The following is a 25,191-nucleotide window of genomic DNA, read 5'->3' as shown; positions in this document are numbered from 1 at the left end:
GGGGGGGGGTGTTTTTGGGGGGGGGGGGGGGGGGGGGGGGGGTTTTGGTGGGGGGGGGGGGGGGGGGGGGGGGGGGGGGGGGGTTTGGGTTTCCCAACAAAAACCCCCCCCCACGACCCCCTCGTGAACGCAGTCGGCTCCCGTCGGCCAGGACAACCGAGCGCGTGACCTGCGGCAACCCTCACCGCTTACGACCAAGACCCCCATCCACGATCAACTTAAGCCACGTGACATTGCGCTCTAACCGTCCTTGCCACTCACGGCAGTGACCCTCCACGTTCCGGCGCCCTAGGTACCTGACGGACCCCTTCATGTATTGCGGAAGGCGCGAAGGTCGAGTTTCCTCGGCTGAGCCGAGGGAAGGGGCCATTCACGCGCCGCTGGGCGCAGGTGGGGCGAACGTGACGATCGTCGAGTCCGTGAAGGCCTCCTTCCCCACTTTCAGGGTAGGGAAGGAGGCCTTCACGGACAGACATCCTGACGCCACGTTTGAAGCTTCTGAGACAGATCACCAGGAGAGAGCGACCGAAGTTTCAACCGAAGAATCAACGATACGCTTGAATCTCATGAGTCAAGACATCCGAGACTTCGTGACCCCCTCCTGCGACCTGCTCGCCCTGGGCGAGCCGACGCACGCGACCCCGGTCTTCGCGGACGTCCGCAACGCGCTGTTCGCCCAGCTGGTCGACCGCGGCTTCCGCTCGATCGTCCTCGAAACGGATCGCGTGGCCGCGCTCGTCGCGAACGACTTCGTCCGGGATGGCACCGGAACCCTCGACCTCGCGATGAGCGAAGGCTTCTCGCACGTCTTCGGCACTGTGGAGGCGAATAGGCGACTGATCGCCTGGATGCGCGAGTTCAACGAAAACCGGCCTCCCGAGGAGCGGCTTTCGTTCCACGGCTTCGACACCCAGACCGAGAACACTTCCGCGCCCAGCCCGCGGCCCTACCTCGAGTACGCCCGCGATTTCCTTGGCTTCGACGTGGACATCGCGGGCCTGGCGGGCGACGACGAACGCTGGGGCCGCACGGAAGCCGTCATGGACGCGGCTTCGTCGCCCGGTGCCACGGCCGACGCCTACCGGCTGCGCGCGATCGCGGCCGACCTGCTCGCCGCGCTCCGCTCCCGGAAACCGGAACCGGTCACGGACGACTGGTCGCGGGCGGAGATCCACCTCATGGCGGGCATCGATCTGCTGCGCTATCACCGGCAATGCGCCGAACCGCTGGAGCCGCACGAGCGCTACGCGCCCCTCGTCGCGACCAGGGACGCCATCATGGCGCGGAACCTGCTGGACATCCGCGCCGCCGAAGCCTGCCGAGGCCGGACGCTGGTCTTCGCCCACAATCTGCACCTGCGCCGCCAGGCGAGCACGATGCGGGTGGCGGGGACGGAGACCACCTGGTTCCCCGCCGGTGCGCTGGTGGCTCCGCTGCTCGGTGACCGCTACGTCTTCGTCGCGACGAGCCTCGGCCGAAGCGAGGCCATAGCGCTTGAGGAGCCGGAGCCCGATACCTACGAAGGGTTCCTTCAGAAGCACGTCACCACGGACTGGGGCCTGCTCACCGCATCCGAAGTCCCGCCCGCGAGCGTCCGGACCGACCCCACCCCGCGGCAGGGTTACTTCCCGCTCGACCAAGGGATCCTGAACGACGCGGACGCGATTCTGCACGTCCGGTCCTAGCAGTCGAACCGGGTGACGCCTCCTGCCCTCGGAAGGCGTCACCCGGCCACGAGTACGCGCCGCCACCCCCAGTGCCGCTAATCCGGGGCGGCGCGAAGTCCGCTCACTTGAGCCGGAGTCAACACTTCGGTGCCATAACTTCGCCAAACGCCGCGGCCGGCGGTCGTCCCCCGGGCTAGGCCGAGGTCGCCCCGAAGCGGATCTTCGTCAAGGCTTCACGAGCCCGGTCCCGCTGGCGTCCGCTCTGATCCACGGCGGAAAGGTCCTTGAGCGCGCGCAATTCCCACACCGGGAAGCCCAGTTCCCGGAACAGCCCCGCCGCGGTCCGGAGCCCTTCGGCGGCTTCGGTCGCGACGCCTTCGTCGGCCCGCAGACGCCCGAAGCTGAGCAGGGCGTATCCACCGCCCCGGCGGTCTCCGAGGTCACGGAAGGTGCTCATCGCCAGGCTCAGGTGCTCGGCGGCGCGGCCGTGTTCACCCGCCAGGCGTAGCGATTCGCCGAAGCTCCGGTGCGTATAGGCGGCGGCATGCCGGTGCCCGACGTATTCGAACAGCTCCAGCGACCGCGAGAGGCATCGTTCGCTCTCCCCCGCGTCACCGGTCTTCGCGTGGAGATCGCCGAGGCTTCGGAGGACGTGCGCCTCCCAATGGCGTTCACGCGAGCTGCGCGTGCCGATCAGCGCGCTCGTCAGCAGCTCGCCTGCCTCGTCCATGCGGCCGTTCCGGCGCAGGACGTCGGCGTACCGCTTGGCGGACCTGTCGTGCTGCCGCCCGTCCTCACAATGGAGCGCGAGCAGCAGGCTCGCGTCGAAACATTCCTTCGCCCGGCGGAATTCGCCGAGGTCGTCCCACAGCGAGCCGAACTGGGCCGACGCCGTCGCCTGCCCGGCGAGGTCACCGCAATCCCGCAACAGGTCCAATGCCTCTCGCAGCGCGCGGACCGCCGCGCCAGTCCGCCCGGAGTCCGCGTCGACGTCGGCGAGCGCGATGAGCGCGGCCCCGGTGCCCGGATGGTCACCCACGGAGCGGAACCTGCCCTCCGCCAACGAGAAACAGGTCCGCGCCCGCGCCAGATCCCCCGCGTCGGCGTGGGCGTGCCCGAGCTTGAGCAGTTTCCCCGCCTCCGCGGGGAGATCGACACGATCACGCACGATGCCGAACCCGAGCCACGCCGGAGATCCGCCCTTCCTCGGGCCGACTAGATCGCTGTAGGCGTCGGCCAGCCGCATGGCCAGCTCGGTCCAACCGTGGTTCTTCGCGGTTCGGACGGCGAGCGCGAGGTTCGCGGATTCCACGTCACGCCAGCCGATCGGGTCGGCCGCGACGCGGTCCGAAACCGCCGCCGGGACGTCCGCTCGCCGAGACGGCGGGTACTTGGCGCCGAGGGCGGCGGAAGCGTGTTCGGCCGACGCCGCCATGACCGTCAGCGCGCGTCGGAGGGCTCCCGGATCCGGCGGTTCCCGGAGCGCGAGCCGGATCAGGCCCGGTAGCCGGTACCGGAGGACGCCCATTCGATCGGGCTCGGCCTGCAGCAGGTGGTCGTCCACCAGTTCATCGAGCAGTTCGGCCGCCTCGACGGCCGAACGGCCGAGCATGGCGGCCGCGAACCAGCCTGCGAACTCGGTGGCACCGGGGAAACCGAGTAATCGCAAGGATTCCCGCTGTCGTGGCGACAGCTCGGCGAGAGCGTCGGCGAGCACCGGCCGGACGGCGAGATCACCGGCGGCGAGTTCGTCGAGACGCAGGCGCTCGTTCTCCAGGCGCGCCGCGCACTCGACGACGCTCAGCCTCGGCCGCTGCAGCAGCTTCATTCCCGCGGCCCGCACCGCCAGCGCGAGACCGTCGCAGCAGGCCAGCACCCGGCGGACGGCTTCGGGTTCAGCGGACAACCGGGCCTCTCCGGCGATCGCGCCGAGCAGGTCCCGTGACTCCGCGTCGGGCAGCGCGCCGACTTCGACGGGCCTGGCGCCGACGAGCCCGGCCAGCCGCCGCCGCGTCGTGACGATCGCCGCGCAGCCGGGGCCGCTCGGCAGCAGCGGCCGCACCTCGGCCTCGGACCGGCAGTTCTCGAGGATCACCAGCAGCCGCCGGTCCGCGGTGTGGCTCTGCCACAACGAGATCCGCCCCGCCCGGTCGGCGGGGATCTCCGCTTCGGCGAGGCCGAGCGCGCGGAGGAACCCGGCGAGCACGTCGCCGGTTTCACGCAAATCGGCGACGAGCTGACCGTCCGGGAACCGCTTGCGCACCCGCCACGCGACTTGGACGGCCAGCGCGCTCTTCCCCGACCCCGCCGCGCCATGGAGCACGACCGGCGCCGGACCGCGCAGCGCGCGTCCCACGTCCGCCAGTTCCCTGGTCCTGCCGGTGAAATCCGGCGTCGCCGACGGCAGACGGCACGGCGCGCCGCCGCCCGCGGACCAGCCGGTGCCCGCGATCCGGCGACGGACCGCGAGCAGGTCCTCCCCCGGCGAGACACCGGCGTGTTCCCACAACGCCTGACGGCACCGGTCGAGGGCGGCCAGCGCCGCGTCCCGCCGCCCGAGCCCGTGCAGCGCCTCGGCCAGCCACCCGGCCAGGCGCTCGTCACCCGGCCGGGTGGCCAGTTCGGGTCCCAGCCGGTCGGCGACCGCTTTGTGGTCACCGGCCGCCAGTTCCAGCTCCACGAGCTTGCCCAGTACCGAACACCGCTGGTCCTCGAGCCACAGCCGGTGCGCCTCCACCAGCGGGCCGGCCGGAACGTCGGCGAAGGCCCGGCCACGCCACAACCCCAGCGCCCGTTCGAGCAACACCCTGCGCTCGGCACCGGTCGCCTTCGCGGCCGCGGCGGTCAGTTCGGAGAATGCCGTGACGTCCAGCTCCCCGTCCGAGACGGTCAGCCGGTAGCCGCTCCGGCCGGACCGCAGCCGCTGCCGGACGTCGTCCACCGGCACGCCGGGCGACAACGCCTTGCGCAGCTTGGAGACCGCCATCTGCACGACCGCGGCGGCACTCGACGGCGGTCCCTGCGGCCAGAGTTCGTCCACGAGGGTGTCCCGGTGGACGAACTCGTTCGGCCTGGCCAGGAGCACCGCGAGCACCCGGCGGGGCTGAGCCGCCGAAGGCAGCGGGACCGAGGCCGCGAGCGGGCCGAGCACCTTGAACTCCACGAACCACCTATCACCTGGACGGATGACCCAGAATGTAACCCGGCGCCGTCCCCGTGACAGCGACTTCTCACCCGGATGGCCGCCTTCTACTTTCCGGTGTGCGCGAGCAGCCTGTCCCGCAACGCGGGCTCGTCCGCGAGTGCCTCGTTCACCGTGTGCTCCAGAAGAGGCTTGAGATCCCCGTACGGCCGCTTAGACCAGTCCAGCGGCCCCTGTGGCGGCTCCGGGTCGTACTCGATGACGAACTGGATCGTCCGGGCGATCTCGGCGCCGACGAGCCGCTCGACCAGGTGCAGCGCGAGGTCGATTCCCGCCGACACCCCGGCGGCGGTGATCACGTTCCCGTCCTCGACCCAGCGCTCGGCGACGGGCTCCGCGCCGAAAGCGCCCAGCAGTTCACGGAACATCCAGTGCGTCGCGGCTTTGCGGCCCTTCAGCAGTCCGGCCTGCCCCAGCAGCAGCGATCCCGTGCACACCGAGGTCACGAGTTCCGCGTTCGCCGCGGCGGTCCGCAGGTACCCGACCAGTTTCTCGTCGGCGAGCGCCTTCAGCGTCGGCGCGGCGCCACCGGGCACGAGCAGCGCGTACGGCGACGGGACTTCGTCGTAGGTGTGGGTCGCCACGAGCTTCAGCGGGTTGTCGGTGGTGACCGCGTCCTTCGTCTCACCGACCACGACCGTCCGGTACTCCTGTGCCGTGCTCGCCATCCCGTCCAGCACGGTCAGCGGCCCGACCATGTCCAGCGGGGTCATCCCCGGGTACACCACGAACGCGATCGTCTTCTTGTCGTCTGTCATGGGACAACGGTGTCGCAGGCGCGGGACCGCGGCGGCCCGGATGTCCGGATTCCTGCGAACAACGTCCGACGGCCGGGCACTACTGGTAGCGTTCGATCATGCCGGGTTCACCCAGACGAGTGTTGATCGTCGGTTACAGCAACGCCGAGTTGCTCGACATCGCCGGTCCGTCGGACGTCCTGGACGCCGCGACCAAACTCGGCGGCAAGCCGGGGTACGAGATCATGCTCGCGAGCGTCGACGGGCGCGGTATCCGCTGCGAATCCGGGCTGACGCTGCAGGCCCAGCACCGGCTCGACCAGGTGACCGGCGAACTGGACACGCTGATCGTCGCGGGCGGCACCGGGCACGAGGCGGCCGCCGCCGACCAGAGGGTCGTCACCCATGTCCGCAGGCTCGCGCAGCAGAGCCGTCGCGTCGCTTCGGTGTGCACCGGCGCCACGGTCCTCGCCGCGTGCGGGCTGCTCAACGGGCGGCGCGCCACCACGCACTGGCGGTTCGCGAACCGGCTCGCGACGAGCTACCCGCAGGTGAACGTGGATCCGGTGCCGCTGTACGTGCGCGACGGCAACGTCTACACGGCGGCGGGGGTCACCAGCGGGATCGACCTCACCCTCGCGTTCGTCGAGGCCGACCACGGCCCGAGCGTGGCCAGGGAGGTCGCCCGCATGCTGGTGACCTACCTGCAGCGGCCGGGCAACCAGGCGCAGGTGAGCATGTTCCTGTCCGGCCCGCCGCCCGAGAACCGGCTCGTCCGCGACATCACCGCGTACGTGGCGGAGCACCTGGCCGACGATCTCGGCACCGCCGTCCTCGCCGAACGGGCCGGGATCAGCACCCGGCAGCTGACCAGGCTCTTCGACGCCCACCTGAGCACCACGCCCAGCAGGTACGTGCGGGCGGCGAGGACCGAAAACGCCGCGAAACTCTTGTGCGGCACCGAACTCCCGCTGACGTCGATCGCGAGGCGATGTGGTTTCGGTTCGACCGAGACACTGCGCCAGGCCTTCCTCGATCACTTCGACACCCCGCCTTCGGCCTATCGCCGTGTCCACCTTCGGCAGGCGTTCGGCTAGGCCGTGTGCGGCGCGCGGCGCGGACTGTGGAGGATATGCGGGTGAACCGCCGCGACCTCTCCGACGACGACACCGGCCCGATTCGCCGGGTAACGGACGCCCCGTCCGATCGTTCGCCCGGAACGTCCCGTTCGCCGCGCCGGACTCCGCCTCCTGAGGGGGCGCGGCGGCCCCGTCCCCCGGCCCAGCGGCCGCGTCAGGCGGAATCGGGCAGACGTCGCGCCCCGGAACCGAAGCCCGAACCGGTCGGTCACGGGCATTCGCACGGCCACGGGCCGGCGGCACCCGCGTCGCACCGGGTCCGGCTCCTGCTGATGTGGCTGCTGATCCCGCTCGCCGTCGCCACCGCCGTCGGCATGATCGTGCTCTACCCGTGGGGCGAGGATCCGGCGAAAAGCGTCTTCCCCCAGGGAACCCCGGTGGACGCGACGGTCGCCAAGACGATCACCGGCCCGTGTCTCGCCGAAGGGCAGGTGCAGGTCGGCGAACCGCCGCCGGACGCGAAGCCGTGTCTCACCAGTGAGCTGACGATGACCGACGGCCCCGGGGCCGGGAAGTCGTTGAAGCTGACGCTTCCCATCGAGCCGAGCACACCGCGGTTCGCCGCGGGCGACGAGGTGGTGCTGTCCTACAACGGCGGCGACGTCGCGAACCCGGCGTCATTCCAGATCGTCGATTTCCAGCGCGGTACGCCGTTGCTGCTGCTCGCCGGGCTGTTCGCGCTCGCGGTGATCGTGCTGGGCCGGTGGCGGGGTCTCGCGGCGCTGGTGGCGCTGGGGCTGAGCTTTTTGGTGCTCGCGTTCTTCGTGCTGCCGTCGATCCTCGCCGGGGAAAGCCCGCTGCTGGTGGCGATCGCGGGCGCGGGCGCGATCATGTTCGTCGCGCTGTACCTGACGCACGGGCTGTCCGCGAGAACCTCGGTGGCGGTGCTGGGCACCTTGGTGAGCCTGGTCCTGATCGGTGTCCTGTCCGCGATCTTCTCGGCCGCGGCGTCGCTGACCGGGCTCGACGACAGCACCTCGCAGCTGATCGGGTCGCTCGGGCACGGGATCGACGCGCGTGGTCTGCTGCTGGCGGGCGTCGTGATCGGCGCGCTCGGCGTGCTGGACGACGTCACGGTGACGCAGACGAGCGCGGTGTGGGAGCTCCGGCGGGCGAATCCGTCGCTCGGCTGGCGTGAGCTGTACGGCGCGGGCCTGCGGATCGGGCGCGACCACGTCGGCTCGGCGGTCAACACGCTCGTGATGGCGTACGCGGGGGCGGCGCTGCCGGTGCTGCTGTACACGTCGCTTTCCGGAGTCGGGCTCGGCTCGATCCTCGGCGCGGAGAACATCGCGCAGGAGATCATCAGGACGCTGGCCGGAAGTGTCGGCATCGTCGCGGCGGTCCCGGTCACCACCGTGCTGGCGGCGCTGATCGCCTCGCGGGAGCCCCAAGAGTCCCTGTAACCACAAGCGCGAGCCCGCCGCGCGCTCACGGGCCGGAGTCGGGTACGAAGAGGCCGCACCCGAGGTTCGCCGCGTGATCGGAGGGGCCATGTTCGACGTTTTCGGCGCTGCGTTCGCCGTCCCCAGACAGCTGACCGCCGTCGCACGGCGCGTGCTCGTCTCGACGCGGAAGCCGTCGAGGCGGTGCCCAAGATCGCCGCCGCGGGCGAGTTGCCGGAGATCGTCTACCAGCTGGAGGAGATCAAGGTGCGGCTGGAGACCCGCACCGAAGCCTCGTGAGTGGTAAGGACGGTTCTAACCGTCCTCACCACTCACGAGGCCGAACGTCTCCCGCGAACTTCAGTCCAGCGTCGCCACGAACCGGCTGACCGCCTCCATCGTGAACCGCTGGATGTACTTCCCGGCGGGCGCCGCCGAGGCGAGCCGGTAGAGCGGCCGCTCCGCCGCCGCGTCCCCGCGCGCCTCCGATTTCAGCTGGGCCACCAGCAGTTCGGAGAACACCAGGCCGTTCGCCTCGGTGTTGTTCAGCAGCGCGTTCGCCAGCTTGCGCAGCTGCAGGATGCCCAGTTCCCGGCCGCCCGCACCGGAATAGACGGCCAGGTCGACCTTCGCGACCTTGCGACGCTTGCCGGCGTTGACCAGCAGGCTGACCGTCCGGGTGCCGCGCACGTCGCTGATCACCAGGTCGATGCGCTCGGCCGCGGTCAGGTCGATCCGCCGCACACCCCAGGTCCGCACGATGAGCGTGTCGCTTTCGAGCCAGACGCGGCGGCGCAGGTTGTAGAACATGACGTAGAGCAGCGGTACCGCGATCACGCCGGCGACCACCAGCCCGGCGATCTCACCGCCGATCAGTCCCGCGATCCCGCCGAACGCGGCCGCGAAGATCACGACGCCGGCGACGCTGGAGCAGCCGCGCCTGCGGCGCAGCTTGGGGTCGTCGTGGAACAGCGGGAGACGTTCGGGGGTCTCCGGGGTCCCGGTCGGCTCGGTCATCACACGCCCGTCCCGGCCAGGAACGGGTTCCCCGCCCGCTCCTGCCCGATCGTGGTAGCCGGGCCGTGGCCCGGGAGGACGACGGTGTCGTCGGGCATCGTCATCACCTTGGCGCCGAGCGATCGCACGAGTTCGGCGCCGTCCCCGGCGGACCGGCCGATCGAACCGGCGAACAGGCTGTCCCCGGTGAGCACGATCCGGCCGCCCTCGGCGGAGGTCAGCCCGAACACCACCGAACCGGCGGTGTGCCCCGGTGTACCGGAGACCGTGATCTCCAGTCCGGCCAGCCCGAGCGGGCCATCGGCGAGTGGCACGATCCCGTCCTTCCGTTCTCCGGCGTCCCGGCCCAGGAGTGGCCGGTCCGCCTCGTGCAGATAGAGAGGTATTCCGTGGCGCGCACCGATCTCGTCCGCCGAAGCGACGTGATCGGGGTGGCCGTGGGTGGCGAGCATCGCGACCGGCGTCAGGCCGTGCGTGGAAAGCGCGGCCTCGAGCGGTTCGACGACGTCCTCCCCGGGATCGACGATCACGCACTCCCCGCCGCCTTCAGGGGCGAGCAGGTAGCAGTTGGCTTCGAGGGGGCCTGCCGGAAAACCGACAACCAGCACGAAACGCCTCCTCAGTTCTTCCGCCGAACAGGTGACAGGATGGCCCTGATCACGATCAAGTAAGCCTAGCGGCCCCTGTACGGGGGCCTCACAGGCTGTGCCAATAGACTCCCGCTACCTCAGACGTGTGACATCGAGTGGAAACCGGGAGGGCGGGTGCCGACCAACCAGCAGCGCCGCGAAGCCGCGAAGCGCAAGCTCGAGCGACAGATCGTGCGACGGGCCGAACAGGCCAAGCGGCGCAGGATCGTCGGCTCGGTAGCGGTCGTCGGTGTCGTCGCCATCGTGGCGGGCGCGGTGTGGTGGATCGTCAGCAGCAACAGTGGTGACGATGCCGCCTCCGACGCTTCCCCCAGCTCGGCTCCTCCGACCCCCGAGGTCACTATCCCCACGGAGCGCACTCCGATGCCGAAGCGGCCGACGCCGCTGGCGAACCCGGTGGCCTGTGACTACAAGGACGACACCAGCAAGCCGGCTTCGAAGAAGGTGAACAAGCCGGAAGGCAAGGACGTCTCCTCGAACGGCACGGTGAACGTCGTGCTGAAGAGCACCGCGGGCGACATCCCGCTGACGCTCGACCGGGCGCTCGCCCCGTGTGCCGTGCAGAGCTTCATCAGCCTCTCGCAGCAGGGCTACTTCAACGACACCAAGTGCCACCGGCTCGGCACCACCGGCCTGCAGATGCTGCAGTGCGGTGACCCCGAGGCCAGCGGCATGGGCGGCCCGGGCTACACCATGCCGGACGAGGCGTTCAAGGAGATCAAGTACGGCCGCGGCATCCTCGCGATGGCGAAGACGCAGCAGCCGAACTCCGGTGGCAGCCAGTTCTTCATGGTCTACGGCGAGGCCGAACTGTCCCCGGACTACTCGGTCTTCGGCAGCATCTCCGACGAAGGCCTGAAGGTGCTCGACAAGGTCGCCAAGGCGGGCGCGAACGCGCAGGCCGGCAACGGCGACGGCACCGGCCCGCCCAACACCGAGGTCAAGTTCACCGGCGTCACGGTCAACGCCTGACGTGAAGCTGGAAGTCAACGGCGCTCCCGCCCGGTCGGAAGACCTGGCGGGAGCGTTCGGCTATGGCCACTTCACCGCGATGCAGGTCCGCGGCGGCAAGGTCCGCGGTCTGGACGTCCACCTTCGCCGTCTCGCGACGAGTACGCGGCGCATGTTCGCCCACGACCTCGACACCGAGGCGGTGCGCGGGTACGTACGGCAGGCCATCCGGGGTGAAGACGCGTTGTCCGTGCGGGTGCTGATCTTCTCCCGGGCGTTGGACTGGTCCGATCCCGGCGCGCCGGCGGCACCGGATGTCCTCGTCCGGATCGGGCCGCCCCGAGAGCACGAGATGACACCGTTGCGCCTGCGGTCCGTGCGCTACGAGCGGGTGCTCCCGGAGGTCAAACACGTCGGTACGTTCGGACTGCTCCACCACACGCGCGAGGCGAAGCTGGCGGGATACGACGACGCGCTGTTCGTCGACTACCAGGGCCGGGTCAGCGAGGCGTCGATCTGGAACGTCGGTTTCCTCGAAGGCGGCACTGTGGTCTGGCCGCAGGCACCGGTGCTCGACGGCATCAGCCAGCAACTCGTGCGTCGCGGCCTCGAGCACAACGGGATCCCCCAGGAGATCCGCGACGTCCGCCCCGCCGATCTGCCGGGGTTCGACGCCATGTTCTTGACCAACTCGGAGTCGATCGGCTGGCCGGTGGCATCGGTGGACGACGTCGTGCTGCCGTTCGCGCCGGAGACCGGCCGGATCCTCGCCGAAGCGTACGAAAGCAATCCCTGGGACGAGATCTAGCTCGCCCCGGATTCGGGTCCGTGAAGGCCTCCTTGCCTACCCTGAAGGTAGTGAAGGAGGCCTTCACGGCGAAGCGGCTCGGATCGCTCAGCGGTAGGTGAACTTCGGCGGCCGCCGCGCCAGAAACGCGGCCACTCCCTCTGCGTAGTCCTCGCCGTGCAGGGCACCGAGCCGGATCTCGTCGACCTCGTTATCGGATTCCTGCTGTCCCGCCACGATCTTCTCGATGATCCGGTTCATCCCGCGCACCGATGCCTGCGAACGCGAAGCCAGCGTGTCGACGAACTTCCCGGTCGCGGCCTCCAGCTCATCGGCCGGGAAGACGTCGTTCAGCAGCCCGATCTCCCGCGCCCGCCGCGCGTCGACGAGTTCACCCGAGAGCAGGAAGTACTTCGCGTGCGCCGGGCCGACCAGTGAGACCAGCTGCCGGGTCGAGTCGAAGTGGTAGACGATCCCGAGCTTCGACGGCGTGATGCCGAAGCGCGCGCCCTCGGCGGCGAAGCGGAAGTCGCAGGCGACCGAGATCTGGCATCCGCCGCCGATGCAGTTGCCCTGGATCATGGCGACGGTCGGCTTCCGCGACGCCGTCAGCGCCGCCACCGCGCCGTCGACGGCCTTGTCGTAGGTCTCGGCCGCGTCGGCGGTGGATCGCAGCTCCTGGAACTCGCTGATGTCCGCGCCCGCCGAGAAGTGCGCGCCCGCGCCGGTCAGCACGAGGACCTTGATCGCCGGGTCCGCCTCCACCCGCGCCACCACGTCCGGGATCGCCGACCACATCCCGTAGGTGATCGCGTTCATCTTCTCCGGCCTGGTGAACGTCAGCCGCGCGACCTCGCCGTCGCGAGTGAACTCGAACCCGTCAGTCATGTTCCGAACCTAACCGGATGCCGCGGGCGATCACGAAGCCGAAGTGACCCGATACACGTCGTAAACGCCTTCGACACCTCGGACCACCTTCAGCACGTGTCCGAGGTGCTTCGGGTCGCCCATCTCGAACGAGAACCGGCTGACCGCCACCCTGTCGCGTGACGTCGTGACCGACGCGGACAGAATGTTGACCTTCTCGTCCGCGAGCACCTTCGTGACGTCCGAGAGCAGGCGGTGCCGGTCCAGCGCCTCGACCTGGATCGCGACGAGGAATACCGAGGACGCCGACGGCGCCCACTCGACCTCGACGAGCCGTTCCGGCTGAGCCCGCAGGTCGTCGGCGTTGGTGCAGTCGGTCCGGTGCACGCTGACACCGCCACCGCGGGTGACGAAACCGAGGATCTCGTCACCGGGCACCGGCGTGCAGCAGCGGGCGAGCTTCGCCCAGACGTCGCTGGCGCCCTTCACCACGACACCGACGTCGTTCGAACCGCGGCGGCGGGTGACCGTGGACGGTGTCGCGCGCTCGGCGAGTTCCTCCTCCGCCTCGTCGACCCCGCCGATGAGCGCGACGAGCCGCTGCACGACGTGCTTCGCGCTGGTGTGGCCCTCGCCGACGGCCGCGTACAGCGAACTGATGTCGGGATGCCGCAGTTCGGTGGCGACCGCGCCCATCGACTCGGCGGAGACCAGCCGCTGGATCGGGAGGCCGACCTTGCGGACCTCCTTGGTGATGGCCTCCTTGCCGCCTTCGATCGCCTCGTCGCGGCGTTCCTTGGCGAACCACTGCCGGATCTTCGCGCGGGCCTTGGGCGAGCCGGCGAACTGCAGCCAGTCGCGGCTCGGACCCGCCGTCTCGGCCTTCGAGGTGAAGATCTCGATGACCTCGCCGTTCTCCAGCTTGCGCTCGAGGGCGACGAGCCTGCCGTTGACGCGGGCCCCGATGCAGCGATGCCCGACCTCGGTGTGCACGGCGTAGGCGAAGTCGACCGGCGTCGAATCGACCGGCAGCGTGATCACGTCACCCTTGGGCGTGAACACGAAGATCTCGCGCGAGGCGAGCTCGTAACGCAGTGACTCGAGGAAGTCCCCCGGGTCCGCCGCTTCACGCTGCCAGTCGAGGAGCTGGCGCATCCACGCCATCTCGTCGACATCCATGGCGTTCCCGTTGTGGGTGCCCTTGGTTTCCTTGTACCGCCAGTGCGCGGCGATGCCGTATTCGGCGGTGCGGTGCATCTCGTAGGTCCGGATCTGGACTTCCAGCGGTTTGCCGTCCGGCCCGATCACCGTGGTGTGCAACGACTGGTACACACCGAACCGAGGCTGCGCGATGTAGTCCTTGAACCGGCCGGGGACCGGCTGCCACAGCGCGTGGACGACACCCATCGCGGCGTAGCAGTCGCGGACGTCCTCGACCAGGATGCGCACACCCACCAGGTCGTGGATGTCGTCGAGGTCGCGGCCGCGGACGATCATCTTCTGGTGGATCGAGTAGTAGTGCTTCGGCCTGCCCTCGACCTTGGCGGTGATCCGCGAGCCTTCGAGATTGCCGGTCAGCTCGGTGATCACCGACCGCAGGTACGTGTCGCGCGAAGGCGCGCGATCGGCGACCAGGCGGACGATCTCGTCGTACTTCTTCGGCTGCAGGATGGCGAAGGCCAGATCCTCCAGCTCCCATTTGACCGTCGCCATGCCGAGCCGGTGCGCCAGCGGGGCGAGGACCTCCAGGGTCTCGCGAGCCTTGCGGGCCTGCTTCTCCGGCGGCAGGAAGCGCATCGTGCGCATGTTGTGCAGCCGGTCGGCCAGCTTGATGACCAGCACGCGCGGGTCGCGCGCCATCGCGATGACCATCTTGCGGATGGTCTCGGCCTCGGCGGCCGTGCCGAGCTTGACCTTGTCCAGCTTGGTGACGCCGTCGACGAGCTCGCCGACCTTCTCGCCGAAGTCGGCCTTCAGGCTCTCCAGCGAGTAGCCGGTGTCTTCGACGGTGTCGTGCAGTAGCGCCGCGACCAGCGTCGTGGTGTCCATGCCGAGCTCGGCGAGGATGGTCGCGACCGCGAGCGGATGCGTGATGTACGGGTCGCCGGACTTGCGCCGCTGCTCCCGGTGGAGCTCTTCGGCGACGTCGTAGGCGCGCTGCAGCTGGGCGAGATCCGCGTTCGGATGCAGCTCGCGGTGGATGACGGCGAGCGGTTCGAGAACCTGCTTGACCGGCGCGGCGCGCTGTGCGGTGATCCGGCGGGCGAGGCGGGCGCGGACACGGCGTGTCGCGGACGGCGTCGGCGCTGCCCCCTGTCGCGCCGCACCGTTCTGCTCGGTGCCGTCCTTCGAGGACACCGCGGCATCGAGCTCTTGGCTCACCCGCACCTCCTGCGCTTCGTGCGGCCTTCGGACATCAAGGGTAACCGCTCCCCCTCGCGGCCCACTTGGTACGCCCGCTCAACACACCCGGAGGGCCTCCACACGACGCCCCTCAAGCACGGAACGACCACCGAGCGCGCCGAGTTCCATGACCACCGAAACCCCGGTGACCTGCGCCTTCGCGTCCTCCAGCAGTTTGCAGGTGGCCGCGACCGTGCCACCGGTCGCGAGCACGTCGTCGAGGACCGCGACACGCTGGCCGGGCCCGACCACGCCTTCGGGGAGTTCGACGGTCGCGGTGCCGTACTCCAGCGTGTAGCCGACCCTGCCCGCGACCCGGGGCAGCTTGCCGGGCTTGCGGATCAACGCGACGCCGAGACCGCGGGCGTAGCCGACGGCGGCCGCCAGCAGGAACCCGCGCGCTTCCACACCCGCAAGCACGTCGGCGTCGGGATCGACGGTGGCGGCCAAGCCGTCGGTGACGGCCTTGAAGCCCGCCGCGTCGGCGAACAGCGGGCTCAGGTCCCGGAACAGCACGCCGGGTTCGGGGAAGTCCGGCACGTCGGCGATGAGGTCGAGTGCCTTGTCCAGCTCCATGTACTTCCTGCTCTCCTGTCGTGCTTCCGGTCCCTGAACGCTAGGAAAGGTCCTTTCATTGCAAATTTTGCAATGAAAGGACCTTTCCTAGCGTTTGACGGCCGGGACTACCTCTTGCGCTTGCCCGACGGACGGCCCTTGTGGGCCTTCTGGTTCCTGGCGGGGACGCTCGCCGCGGCGGCGTACGCCTTCTCCTTGCGGAGTTCGGCGGCCAAGGCGTCCTCGTCGTTCGGGTCGAAGTCGTCGTCGCGCTCGGCGGCCTTGCGGGCCTGGTTCGCGCGCCGCGAAGCGACCCGATCGGCCTGCTGCCGGTACTTCGGGTCACGCATCTTGAAGTCGACCAGCAGCGGGGTGGCCAGCGCGACCGACGACAGCACGCCGACCACGGTGCCGGTGAGCTGCACGAGCGCGAGCTCCTGCAGGGTGCCGGAACCGAGCAGCAGGTACCCGATCACCAGCAACCCGAGGATCGGCAGCGCCGCGATCAACGACGTGTTGAACGAACGCATCAGCGTCTGGTTCAACGCCAGGTTCGCCGCTTCCGCGTAGGTCCGGCGGGTCAGGCCGAGCAGACCGCGCGTGTTCTCGCGGACCTTGTCGAACACCACCACCGTGTCGTACAGCGAGAACCCGAGGATCGTCAGCAGACCGATCACCGTCGCCGGCGTGACCTCGAAGCCGATCAGCGAGTAGACACCCGCCGTCACCACGATGTCGTTCAGCAGGGTGACCAGTGCCGCGGCCGCCATCCGGGGGTCGAAGTACAACGCCAGGAACAGCGTGACCGCCAGCAGGAAGACTCCGAGCGCGATCAGTGCCTGCCGGGAGATCTCCCCGCCCCAGGACGCGCTGACCGCGCTGTCACTGATCGCCTGAACGCTCGGCTGACCGCTGGATCCGATCGGGCCCAGTTCCTGGAACAGGGCCTGCTTCACCTTGGCGACCTCGGCCGCGTCCAGAGTGTCCGAGCGGAGCTGGATGGTCGACGCGACACCGGTGCCGACCTTCTGCGCCTCGTCGGCCGGCTTGCCCAGCGCGTCGGCGAAGACCTCCTTGGCCCGCTCTTCGGTGATCTGCCCACTCTTGCCGTTGGCGGGCAGCTGGATCTGGGTGCCGCCTTCGAAGTCGATGCCGAAGTTGAAGCCCTTGACCCCCATCGAGGCGATGCACACCAGCACCAGCGCGCCGAAGAAGAGGTACCAGCGCTTGCGGACTCCGACGACGTCGAATACGCCGGTGCCCACGTACATGCGGCGGAAGACGCTCTCGTGCTTGTTATCGGTGGTGTTCTTGTCGTCGACCACGGTCACGCCTCCTTCACGTTCGTACGGCCGGGAACGGCGCGAGCGGCCTTGCGGTCCGAACCCACCTGCTGCACGGCGCCGAGGCCGAGGTTCTTGGGGTTGGACAGGAATTTCGACTTGGACCGGGACACCATCGCGACCAGGGGGTGCGTGACGAGGTAGACGACCACGAGGTCGAGGACCGTCGACATGCCGAGGGTGAACGCGAAGCCCTTCACGTCACCGACGGCCAGCAGGTAGAGGATCGCCGCGGCGAGGAAGCTGACCGCGTCCGCGGCGAGAATCGTGCGCTGGGCTCGGGACCAGCCACGCGGGACCGCGGACCGGAACGTCCTGCCCTCGCGGATCTCGTCCTTGAGCCGTTCGAAGTAGATGACGAACGAGTCCGCGGTGATACCGATCGCGATGATCAGGCCTGCCACGCCGGCGAGGTCGAGGGTGTACCCGATCCACCGCCCCAGCAGCACCAGGACCCCGTACACGATGGTGAACGACAAACCGAGCGACAGGATCGTCAGCAGGCCGAGCAGCCGGTAGTAGAACATGCAGTAGATGAACACGGCCAGCAGGCCGATACCGCCGGCGATCAGGCCCGCCTGCAGCGACGCGAGGCCCAGCGTCGCGGACACCGTCGTCGCGTCCGAGGACTCGAACGAGAGCGGCAGCGAACCGTACTTCAGCACATCCGCCAGGTCCTTCGCCTCGGTCTGACTGAACCGGCCGGTGATCTGGGTCTGGCCGCCGAGGATCGCGGACTGGATGGTCGGCGCGGAGACGACCTGCGTGTCGAGGACGAACGCGGCCTGCTTCTGGACGTTCTTCGAGGTGAAGTCGCCCCAGATCCGGGATCCGTCACCCTTGAAGTTCAGGTTGACGACCCACTGGGAGTTCTGGGTGTCGTAGCCCGAGGAAGCGTCGGAGATCTCGGTTCCGGGCAGGAACTCCGGCTCCAGCAGGTACTTCATGGTGTTCTTGTCACCGCAGGCGACCAGCGGCTTGTCGGTGAGGTCGTTGCCGACCAGCGGGTCCGCGATCTTGGGGTCGCAGTTCAGGGCCGCGAAGGCCTTCTCGGCAGCCGCGGCCTGCTTCGCCTGGTCCGTCGAAAGCAGATCGGGGTTCTGCCGGACGTTCCGGGCTTCCTCGATCTCCCTCTTCGTCTTCTCGTCCGCGTTCTCGTCCGGCTGCTGCTGCGGCGCACCGGCGGCTCCACCGCCACCGTTGGCCGGGCTGCTCGGCGGGGCGCTCGCGCCCGGCGAAGCCGGCGGTGCCGAAGACGGCGTGCCGGAAGCGGGCGGGGCCGACGGCTGCTGGACCGGGGTCACCGGCTGCGACGTCACGACCTTCCGGAAGCCCAGCTTCGCGGTCTTGCCCAGGGTCTTGGCCTGGTCGCCCTGCTCACCGGGGACGGTGATGACGACATTGCTGCCGTCGAGGACGACCTCGGTGCCGCTGACGCCGATACCGTTGACCCGGCGCTCGATGATCGAGCGGGCCTGTTCGAGGGACTCTCGCGGGGGGTCGCCGCCGTCGGGGTTTCGGGCGGAAAGGGTGACCCTCGTGCCGCCTTGCAGATCGATGCCGAGCTTCGGCGTCGGCTTGCCGCTACCGGTGAAGAACACCAGGGCGTACAGCGCCACCACGATCAGGGCGAAGAAGGCGAGATAGCGTCCCGGGCGGAGATGCCCGGCCGGTGCGGCCACTGTGCTTCGGTCTCCTCGGACGGACTGGGTGTTCCCCAATGGACTTGGCTGTTCACCTACCGGACGGGAGTCCGGTGGTACCGCGAACCTGCCTCGATGACGATGCCCGGTGAACGGGCACGACTATGACGACGGACACGCACGCAGCACCGAGACACTACTCGGTGCTGCGTGAGCCCGGCGTTGGCCCCACACCTACGAAAGTCTGGTGTCGGGGATGGCCTTACAACCGCTACTTCTTGCCGTGCTCCAGCGGAGGAGCGACCTGCGCGCCCGACTTCTCCTCGACGCGCTTGTCGTCCTTCGACTCGATGGCCGGCTCCTCGACGACGGCCTCGTCGTCGATCGTGTCTTCGTCGGTCTCGACGACCGGCTCGACCTTCTCGCGGACGGCCTGGCGCAGCCAGGTGGTCACGACGCCCGGAGCGATCTCGAGGTCGATCGTGGTGTCGGCGGAAGCGTCGGCGACAGACGCGTAGAGACCGGAGGTGGTCATCACCCGGTCACCGGGAGCCAGACTCGAGAGCAGCTCCTGCTGCGCTGCCGCCGCCTTCTTCTGCTTACGGGTGCCCATGACGAGCGGAATCGCCACAACGAGCATCAGGAGCAGCGGCAGCAATAACTGGTTCATGATTCTCCATTTCGAGCGGACGCCGCGCGGTGCGCTGTTTTGTCCGGTTTGGCGGGGTGTGCTCTCTCCGAGTGTGCCAGGTGCCAGCGGAAACTCCACCACCACCCGTCGTCACCACGGGCCTCCGACCGCGTGAACGGTCCGGTCAGTCCTGGTCGAACAGGTTCGGTCCGCCCTGCTCGCCGCGTGTGGCACCGGCCGGGACCGGCAGGCCGAGGTGTTCCCACGCGGCCGCTGTGGCGACCCGGCCGCGAGGAGTGCGGGCGAGCATACCGGCGCGGACCAGGTAAGGCTCACACACCTCCTCGACGGTGGTCGGTTCTTCCCCCACAGCGACGGCCAGCGTGGACACGCCGACCGGGCCGCCGCCGAAGGAGCGGACCAGTGCGGTCAGCACCGCGCGGTCGAGCCGGTCGAGGCCGAGTTCGTCGACGTCGTAGACCTCCAGCGCGGCACGCACGACCTTGCGCGTGGCATTCCCGTCCGCGCGGACCTCGGCGTAGTCGCGGACCCGGCGCAGCAACCTGTTCGCGATCCGGGGAGTGCCCCTCGATCGGCGCGCGATCTCGGCGCAGCCATCGCGGTCGATGGGGATCTCCAGGATCGTCGCCGCCCGCCGGACGACGAGTTCGAGTTCGCTGTCGCTGTAGAACTCCATCTGGCCGGTGAAACCGAATCGGTCACGCAGCGGACCGGTCAGCGCACCGGATCGCGTCGTGGCACCGACCAGTGTGAACGGCGCGATCTCCAGCGGGATGCTGGTGGCGCCGGGCCCCTTGCCAACGACGACGTCGACGCGGAAGTCCTCCATCGCGAGGTACAGCATCTCCTCGGCCGGGCGGGCGATGCGGTGGATCTCGTCGATGAACAGGACGTCGCCGGGCGCCAGGTTCGACAGCATCGCGGCCAGGTCGCCCGCGCGTTCCAGCGCTGGTCCGGAGGTGATGCGGATGGCGGCGTTGAGTTCGGCGGCGACGATCATCGCCATACTCGTCTTGCCCAGCCCCGGCGGACCGGAGAGCAGGACGTGATCAGGCGGGACACCCCGGCGTCGCGCGCTTTCCAGGACGAGTTCGAGCTGTTCACGCACCCGTGGCTGGCCGACGAACTCTTCCAGCTTGCGAGGGCGCAGCGTGGTCTCGACCTCGCGTTCGCCGGTCTGCGGCAGCGCCGAAAGCGTCTCGTCGTCGGCGTCGAATTCCGTCACGGCCTCATAGTCCATGTGGCCGGTTACCGCTTACGCCCGAGGGTGGCCAGCGCGGCGCGCAGCACGGACGAGGTCGTGTGGCCTTCGCCCTCGCCGAGCACCTTGTCGACGGCCTGTTCGGCCTGTTTGGCCGGGAACCCGAGACCCGCGAGCGCCTCGACGACCTCGCCCCGCAGCGCGCCGGGCGCGACGACCGCCGGGGAGCCGTCCGTCGGCCCCGCGAGCGCGGTGACCTTGTCCCGGAGTTCGAGCGTGAGCCGCTCGGCGCCCTTGCGGCCGATGCCGGGCACCTGGGTGAGCACGGTGATGTTGCCTTCGACCAGCGCGGAGCGCAGCTTGTCGGGATCGAGGACGGCCAGTGTCGCGAGCGCGAGCCGCGGACCGATCCCGGAGACTGTCTGCAGCAGGCCGAACAGTTCGCGGGCGTCCGCGTCGGCGAAACCGAACAGCGTCAAGGAATCCTCGCGGACCACGAGCGCGGTGTGCAGCATCGCCTCCTCGCCACGGCGAAGCGTCGCGAGGGTGGCGGGGGTGGCCTGCACGGCGAAGCCCACTCCCCCGACCTCGATCACGACGTGGTCAAGACCGATGGAGAGGATTTCACCGCGTACCGAGGAGATCATCGAGCCGCTCCCTGCGTCTTTGCTTGTTTGGCCGCGGCGGCGAGCCTGGCCTTGTGGTTCTTGGCGATCTCGGCGGCCCTGGCCTCGGCTTCGGCGAGCCGGACCCGCATCGGTTCGCGCCACAGATGGCAGATGGCGAGCGCGAGCGCGTCCGCGGCGTCCGCCGGATGCGGTTTGACCTCGAGGCCGAGCAGCCGCATGACCATACCGGTGACCTGCGCCTTGTCCGCGCGGCCGGAGCCCGTGACGGCGGCCTTGACTTCACTTGGGGTGTGGAACACGACCGGCAGCCCGCGTTTGGCCGCGGCGAGCGCGACGACACCGCCCGCCTGCGCGGTGCCCATCGCGGTGCGCACGTTGTGCTGCGCGAAGACCCGCTCGACGGCGACGGCTTCGGGCTTGTAGCGATCCAGCCACCGCTCGACGGCATCGGAAATCCCCAGCAGGCGTACGGAAAGATCGGCGTCCGGCGGGGTGCGCACGACGTCGACGGCCACGGCGCGGACGGTGCGGCCCGTGCCGCCGTCGACCACTCCGAGCCCGCACCTGGTCAGACCGGGGTCGACCCCGAGTACCCGCACGCGTTTCCCTCCGCCGCTCCAGCGAACATCCGTTCGAGGCTGAGGCTACCCGGAGCCACCGCCGGGCAAGATGAGGACATGCCGAGCCTCGACGAGTTCACCGTTCATCTGGGTCTCCAGCCGCTGCCGGTGGAAGGTGGCCGCTGGGCACAGAGTTGGCGCGACGAGACCGCTTCGGCGATCTACTATCTGCTGGCGCCTCCGGAAACGTCGGCGCCGCACCGGCTGGACCGGCTGGAGATCTACGCGCACCACGCCGGGGCGCCGGTGCGGATGCTGCTGTTGTTCCCGGACGGGCGGATCTCGCGGCCGGTGCTGGGGCCGGACGTCGCGGCCGGTCAGCGTCCGCAGGTGGTGGTGCCCGCCGGGGTGTGGCAGGCGTCGGTGAGCACCGGTGAGTGGAGCCTGGTCGGGACGGTGGTGGTACCGCCTTATACGGACGACTGCGTGGAGTTCCGGTCCGCGGCGGCTTTGGCCGCCGAGTGGCAGGAGGCGGCTGAGGATCTGGCGCCCTGGCTGGAGCACCCCTGAAATCCGTGAAGGCCTCCTTCACTACCTTCAGGGTAGGTAAGGAGGCCTTCACGGACTTGCGATCAGCACGCGCAGTGGTGACTCAGGGGCCATCGACGCCCGGCGTCCAGCTCTCCGGGTCACCGGATTCGGTCAGCACCGGCTGGTACCGCGCGAAGCCCTCGGGCGCGTCCGGATGCCACGGGAAGTGCCCGTCCGGTGTGGCGACGATCAGCTGCAGCGCCGGGAAGTCCCCGTCCGGATAGATCAGGAACGCGCTCCCGAAGTACTCGGGATAGTGCCCCTTCGCGACCCGCTCGAAGACCACCGGCGCGCCCTCGAAGAAATCGTCGTACTGCTTGCCGACCTCGAAGATCTCGCCGGCGGCCGCGCGGTCCACGTAGGCGTCGAGCAGGACCGGCCCCATGTTCCCGGGCAATCCGATCACGACCGCTTCCGCGACGTTGTGCAGCGCCCAGGCGCACGCGGTGAAGCAGAAGGCCGCTTCCTCCTCGTCACCTTCGACCGCGATGACCGCGTTCCCTCTCGCCTTCGCCTGCGCCTCGATCCACTGGATGAGTTCGGTTTCTTCGGCAGTGAGGGCGTCGGCTTCGGAGGTCGTCACGCGCGACATTGTGCCCCACGCGAGCGCCCGCACCTAGCCCCGGGACCGATTTTCCGCGGCATGGCGGGAAAATCGATCAGCCGACTTCCGCCATGACCTCGTCCGACACATCGAAGTTCGCGTACACGTTCTGCACGTCGTCGCAATCCTCGAGCGCGTCGATGAGCTTGAAGACCTTCTTCGCGCCCTCGACGTCCAGCGGGACACTGACCGACGGCAGGAAGGTGAGATCCGCGGACTCGTACTCGAAACCGGCTTCCTGCAAGGCTTTCCGGACCGGGACGAGGTCGGTCGCCTCGGAGACGATCTCGAAGTTCTCGTCGAGGTCGTTCACCTCCTCGGCACCCGCGTCGAGCACGGCCATGAGAACGTCGTCCTCGGCCGCGTCACCCTTGGGCATGATCACGACGCCCTTGCGGTTGAACATGTAGGCGACCGAGCCCGGGTCGGCGAGCGAGCCGTTGTTCCGGGTGAGCGCGGTCCGCACCTCCATGGCGGCGCGGTTCTTGTTGTCGGTGAGGCATTCGATCAGCACGGCCACCCCGTTCGGGCCGTAGCCCTCGTAGGTGATGGTCTGCCAGTCGGCGCCACCGGCCTCTTCACCGGCGCCGCGTTTGCGGGCGCGCTCGATGTTGTCCTGCGGGACCGAGTTCTTCTTGGCCTTCTGGATGGCGTCGTAGAGCGTCGGGTTGCCGTCCGGGTCGCCACCGCCGGTCCGGGCCGCCACCTCGATGTTCTTGATCAACCGGGCGAAGAGCTTGCCGCGCTTCGCGTCCAGGTTGGCCTTCTTGTGCTTCGTGGTGGCCCACTTGGAGTGGCCGCTCATCTCTCCTCCATCTACTCCTGTGCCCGCCGCTGAGCACAGTGTCGGTTTTGCTTAAGCCTGCCGCACGAGGTCGACGAACAGCCTGTGCACGCGTTCGTCCCCGGTGAGTTCGGGGTGGAACGACGTGGCGAGTACCGCCCCCTGCCGGACCGCGACGATCCTAGCGGCCGCGTCCTCGGAGCCCGGCATTTCGGGGACACTGGCGAGTACCTCGACCCCGTCGCCCGCTTTTTCGACCCATGGGGCGCGGATGAACACAGCGTGCACCGGGCCGCCTTCGATGCCGGTGAAGTCGAGGTCGGCTTCGAAGGAGTCCACCTGCCGCCCGAACGCGTTGCGCCGGACGACCACGTCGAGCCCGCCGAGTTGCCGCTGGTCAGGCCGCCCGTCGAGGGCCTGGCGGGCGAGCAGGATCATCCCGGCGCAGGAGCCGAACGCGGGCATCCCGTCCGCGATGCGCTCGCGCAGCGGCTCCAGCAGTTCGAAGGTCTCCAGCAGCCTCGACATGGTGGTCGACTCGCCACCCGGCAGCACCAGACCGTCCACTTCGGACAGTTCGCTCGCGCGGCGGACCGGCAGCGCACGCGCGCCGGCGCGTTCCACCATCGCGGCGTGCTCCCGCACGTCGCCCTGCAGTGCGAGCACGCCGACCACCGGCCGTGCCCCCGTCGCGATCGCCACCCGACCTCCCGAAAGACCTTCCCCTTAGCTTAGGCGCCTCGGGGAAGGACCAGGTCAGGGGACCCCGGCCAGCCGCAGCAGGGCGGCGGTCGCGGCCGCCGCGACGACGACCAGCGCGAACGGCGCCTTGCGCCAGGCGAGCACGCCGCCGACCAGCACCCCGGCGGGCCGGGCGTAGCCGGCGAACTCGTGTCCCTCGGTGAGCGCGGCGACCGCGACCAGCGCGGCCAGCAGGACGACGGCCGAACGCGCCATCAGCTTCTCGGCCTTGGACGACACGGTGAACCGCGCCTTCAGCACCGGTCCGGCGAACCGGAAGGCGAAGGTCCCGGCGGCGAGCACACCACCGGCGATGATCAGTTCCAGCGGGTCCATCAGTGCACTCCCTCGGGTTCACGCTCGACGGGTTCCTTCGCGGCCACTCCGGCCAGCACGCCGACCAGCGCGAGCAGCACCGGCAGCCCCGCGGGCAGGAACGGCGTCGTGGCCAGCGCGACGGCCACGCCGATGAGCACCGGCAGCCGGGCGGCACGGTCGCGCAGCGACGGCAGGACCAGCGCGAGCAGGACCGCCGGGAAGGCCGCGTCGAGACCGAAGGCGTCGGTGTCGCTGATCGCGGTCCCGGCGTAAGCCCCGGCGAGGACGCCGACGTTCCAGCACACGAACAGCCCGATTCCGCACACCCAGTACGCCGCCTTGCGCCGCTCCTCGTCGCGCTGGGCCAGCGCGAACGCGACCGATTCGTCGATCATCAGGTGGCTGCCGACGATCCTCGACGCCCACCGCTTGCCAAGGACGTCGCCGATCGCGAAGCCGAAGGGCAGATGTCGCGCGTTGGCGAGCAGTCCCGCCGCGACGGCCGCGACCGGGCTGCCGCCGGCGGCGATGATGCCGACGAACATGAACTGCGAGGCGCCCGCGAAGACCAGTACCGAAAGCAGCATCGGCGCCCAGATCGGGAAGCCGGAGCCCACCGCGATGGCGCCGTAGGAGATGCCGACAATGGTGTCGGCGAGGCAGACCAGCCCGATGTCACGGAGAAGATCGCGCCCCAGGACACGAGTGGTTGTTCGCCATATCGAACGCATAGCGTCATACAATGAACGAACGCAGCCGTGTTCG

24 protein-coding genes are annotated in these 25,191 nt (G+C 69.4%); 6 read left to right on the top strand and 18 right to left on the bottom strand.

Translation table 11 applies throughout. The features are described 5' to 3' along the window. Window positions 1-566 precede the first annotated feature (566 nt). A complete protein-coding gene (locus tag AC0685_RS14595; protein WP_478225958.1) occupies window positions 567-1,685 on the top strand; it encodes an erythromycin esterase family protein in 1,119 nt (372 codons plus the stop codon). 175 nt (window positions 1,686-1,860) lie between these two features. Here AC0685_RS14595 and AC0685_RS14590 read toward each other — a convergent pair whose 3' ends face one another. After that, a complete protein-coding gene (locus tag AC0685_RS14590) occupies window positions 1,861-4,830 on the bottom strand; it encodes an AfsR/SARP family transcriptional regulator (protein ID WP_478225957.1) in 2,970 nt (989 codons plus the stop codon). 86 nt (window positions 4,831-4,916) lie between these two features. Further along, window positions 4,917-5,627: a DJ-1/PfpI family protein gene (locus AC0685_RS14585; protein WP_478225956.1), complete on the bottom strand. Its 711-nt coding sequence runs from the start codon at window positions 5,625-5,627 to the stop codon at window positions 4,917-4,919. A gap of 98 nt (window positions 5,628-5,725) precedes the next feature. Between AC0685_RS14585 and AC0685_RS14580 the strand changes: the two genes are divergently transcribed. Together AC0685_RS14580 and AC0685_RS14575 are read left to right on the top strand one after the other, a co-directional pair. Next, window positions 5,726-6,703, top strand: coding sequence for a GlxA family transcriptional regulator (locus AC0685_RS14580; protein WP_478225955.1), 978 nt, complete (start codon window positions 5,726-5,728; stop codon window positions 6,701-6,703). A gap of 41 nt (window positions 6,704-6,744) precedes the next feature. Continuing rightward, on the top strand, window positions 6,745-8,151 hold the full coding sequence (locus tag AC0685_RS14575) for a YibE/F family protein (RefSeq protein ID WP_478225954.1): 1,407 nt from the start codon (window positions 6,745-6,747) through the stop codon (window positions 8,149-8,151). Window positions 8,152-8,490: 339 nt separating this feature from the next. Here the strand turns inward: AC0685_RS14575 and AC0685_RS14570 are convergent, their stop codons facing one another. Both AC0685_RS14570 and AC0685_RS14565 read right to left on the bottom strand, forming a co-directional pair. Then, window positions 8,491-9,147: a hypothetical protein gene (locus tag AC0685_RS14570; RefSeq protein WP_478225953.1), complete on the bottom strand. Its 657-nt coding sequence runs from the start codon at window positions 9,145-9,147 to the stop codon at window positions 8,491-8,493. Continuing rightward, entirely contained in the window at window positions 9,147-9,755 is a 609-nt protein-coding gene (locus AC0685_RS14565; protein ID WP_478225952.1) for an MBL fold metallo-hydrolase, read from the bottom strand. The genes AC0685_RS14570 and AC0685_RS14565 overlap by 1 nt, the downstream gene beginning before the upstream one ends. Before the next feature lie 156 nt (window positions 9,756-9,911). Here AC0685_RS14565 and AC0685_RS14560 point away from each other — a divergent pair, with 156 nt between their 5' ends. Together AC0685_RS14560 and AC0685_RS14555 are read left to right on the top strand one after the other, a co-directional pair. Continuing rightward, complete coding sequence (locus tag AC0685_RS14560; protein WP_478225951.1) at window positions 9,912-10,769, top strand: peptidylprolyl isomerase; 858 nt, start codon at window positions 9,912-9,914, stop codon at window positions 10,767-10,769. A gap of 1 nt (window position 10,770) precedes the next feature. Further along, window positions 10,771-11,556: an aminotransferase class IV family protein gene (locus tag AC0685_RS14555; RefSeq protein WP_478225950.1), complete on the top strand. Its 786-nt coding sequence runs from the start codon at window positions 10,771-10,773 to the stop codon at window positions 11,554-11,556. An 87-nt stretch (window positions 11,557-11,643) separates the two neighbouring features. Here AC0685_RS14555 and AC0685_RS14550 read toward each other — a convergent pair whose 3' ends face one another. From AC0685_RS14550 to ruvC, 9 genes are all read right to left on the bottom strand, one after another. Then, on the bottom strand, window positions 11,644-12,423 hold the full coding sequence (locus AC0685_RS14550) for an enoyl-CoA hydratase/isomerase family protein (RefSeq protein ID WP_478225949.1): 780 nt from the start codon (window positions 12,421-12,423) through the stop codon (window positions 11,644-11,646). Window positions 12,424-12,453: 30 nt separating this feature from the next. After that, the gene (locus AC0685_RS14545; protein WP_478225948.1) at window positions 12,454-14,784 is read right to left on the bottom strand and encodes a RelA/SpoT family protein; all 2,331 of its coding nucleotides are present in this window, start codon (window positions 14,782-14,784) and stop codon (window positions 12,454-12,456) included. Between the two features lie 78 nt (window positions 14,785-14,862). After that, window positions 14,863-15,381, bottom strand: a complete 519-nt coding sequence (locus tag AC0685_RS14540) for an adenine phosphoribosyltransferase (protein ID WP_478225947.1) — start codon at window positions 15,379-15,381, stop codon at window positions 14,863-14,865. A gap of 107 nt (window positions 15,382-15,488) precedes the next feature. Further along, window positions 15,489-16,631: a protein translocase subunit SecF gene (gene secF / locus AC0685_RS14535; RefSeq protein WP_478226161.1), complete on the bottom strand. Its 1,143-nt coding sequence runs from the start codon at window positions 16,629-16,631 to the stop codon at window positions 15,489-15,491. 56 nt (window positions 16,632-16,687) lie between these two features. Further along, window positions 16,688-18,385 (bottom strand): protein translocase subunit SecD, encoded by a 1,698-nt coding sequence (gene secD / locus AC0685_RS14530; RefSeq protein WP_478225946.1) that lies wholly within the window; start codon window positions 18,383-18,385, stop codon window positions 16,688-16,690. A 232-nt stretch (window positions 18,386-18,617) separates the two neighbouring features. Then, window positions 18,618-19,016 (bottom strand): preprotein translocase subunit YajC, encoded by a 399-nt coding sequence (gene yajC / locus AC0685_RS14525; protein WP_478225945.1) that lies wholly within the window; start codon window positions 19,014-19,016, stop codon window positions 18,618-18,620. A gap of 145 nt (window positions 19,017-19,161) precedes the next feature. After that, window positions 19,162-20,238, bottom strand: a complete 1,077-nt coding sequence (ruvB, locus tag AC0685_RS14520; RefSeq protein ID WP_478225944.1) for a Holliday junction branch migration DNA helicase RuvB — start codon at window positions 20,236-20,238, stop codon at window positions 19,162-19,164. An 8-nt stretch (window positions 20,239-20,246) separates the two neighbouring features. Further along, a complete protein-coding gene (ruvA, locus tag AC0685_RS14515) occupies window positions 20,247-20,846 on the bottom strand; it encodes a Holliday junction branch migration protein RuvA (RefSeq protein ID WP_125683140.1) in 600 nt (199 codons plus the stop codon). Then, entirely contained in the window at window positions 20,843-21,427 is a 585-nt protein-coding gene (gene ruvC / locus AC0685_RS14510; protein WP_340681463.1) for a crossover junction endodeoxyribonuclease RuvC, read from the bottom strand. Before ruvC ends, ruvA begins: the two co-directional genes overlap by 4 nt. A gap of 78 nt (window positions 21,428-21,505) precedes the next feature. On the opposite strand from ruvC, the gene AC0685_RS14505 reads away from it, so the two are divergent. Continuing rightward, complete coding sequence (locus AC0685_RS14505) at window positions 21,506-21,958, top strand: cupin domain-containing protein (RefSeq protein ID WP_478225943.1); 453 nt, start codon at window positions 21,506-21,508, stop codon at window positions 21,956-21,958. An 82-nt stretch (window positions 21,959-22,040) separates the two neighbouring features. Here the strand turns inward: AC0685_RS14505 and AC0685_RS14500 are convergent, their stop codons facing one another. From AC0685_RS14500 to AC0685_RS14480, 5 genes are all read right to left on the bottom strand, one after another. Next, window positions 22,041-22,571: a DUF4262 domain-containing protein gene (locus tag AC0685_RS14500; protein ID WP_478225942.1), complete on the bottom strand. Its 531-nt coding sequence runs from the start codon at window positions 22,569-22,571 to the stop codon at window positions 22,041-22,043. Between the two features lie 67 nt (window positions 22,572-22,638). Beyond that, window positions 22,639-23,388: a YebC/PmpR family DNA-binding transcriptional regulator gene (locus AC0685_RS14495; protein ID WP_470226705.1), complete on the bottom strand. Its 750-nt coding sequence runs from the start codon at window positions 23,386-23,388 to the stop codon at window positions 22,639-22,641. Between the two features lie 51 nt (window positions 23,389-23,439). Beyond that, window positions 23,440-24,069, bottom strand: a complete 630-nt coding sequence (gene pdxT, locus AC0685_RS14490; protein ID WP_038512501.1) for a pyridoxal 5'-phosphate synthase glutaminase subunit PdxT — start codon at window positions 24,067-24,069, stop codon at window positions 23,440-23,442. A 54-nt stretch (window positions 24,070-24,123) separates the two neighbouring features. Then, window positions 24,124-24,444 (bottom strand): AzlD domain-containing protein, encoded by a 321-nt coding sequence (locus AC0685_RS14485; protein WP_478225941.1) that lies wholly within the window; start codon window positions 24,442-24,444, stop codon window positions 24,124-24,126. After that, window positions 24,444-25,157, bottom strand: coding sequence for an AzlC family ABC transporter permease (locus AC0685_RS14480; protein ID WP_478225940.1), 714 nt, complete (start codon window positions 25,155-25,157; stop codon window positions 24,444-24,446). Before AC0685_RS14480 ends, AC0685_RS14485 begins: the two co-directional genes overlap by 1 nt. Window positions 25,158-25,191 lie beyond the last annotated feature (34 nt).

It is taken from the genome of Amycolatopsis sp. NPDC043889, assembly GCF_056435645.1.
The sequence above is the reverse complement of the archived record's forward strand: the minus strand, read 5'-3'. Positions and strand labels throughout refer to the sequence as shown.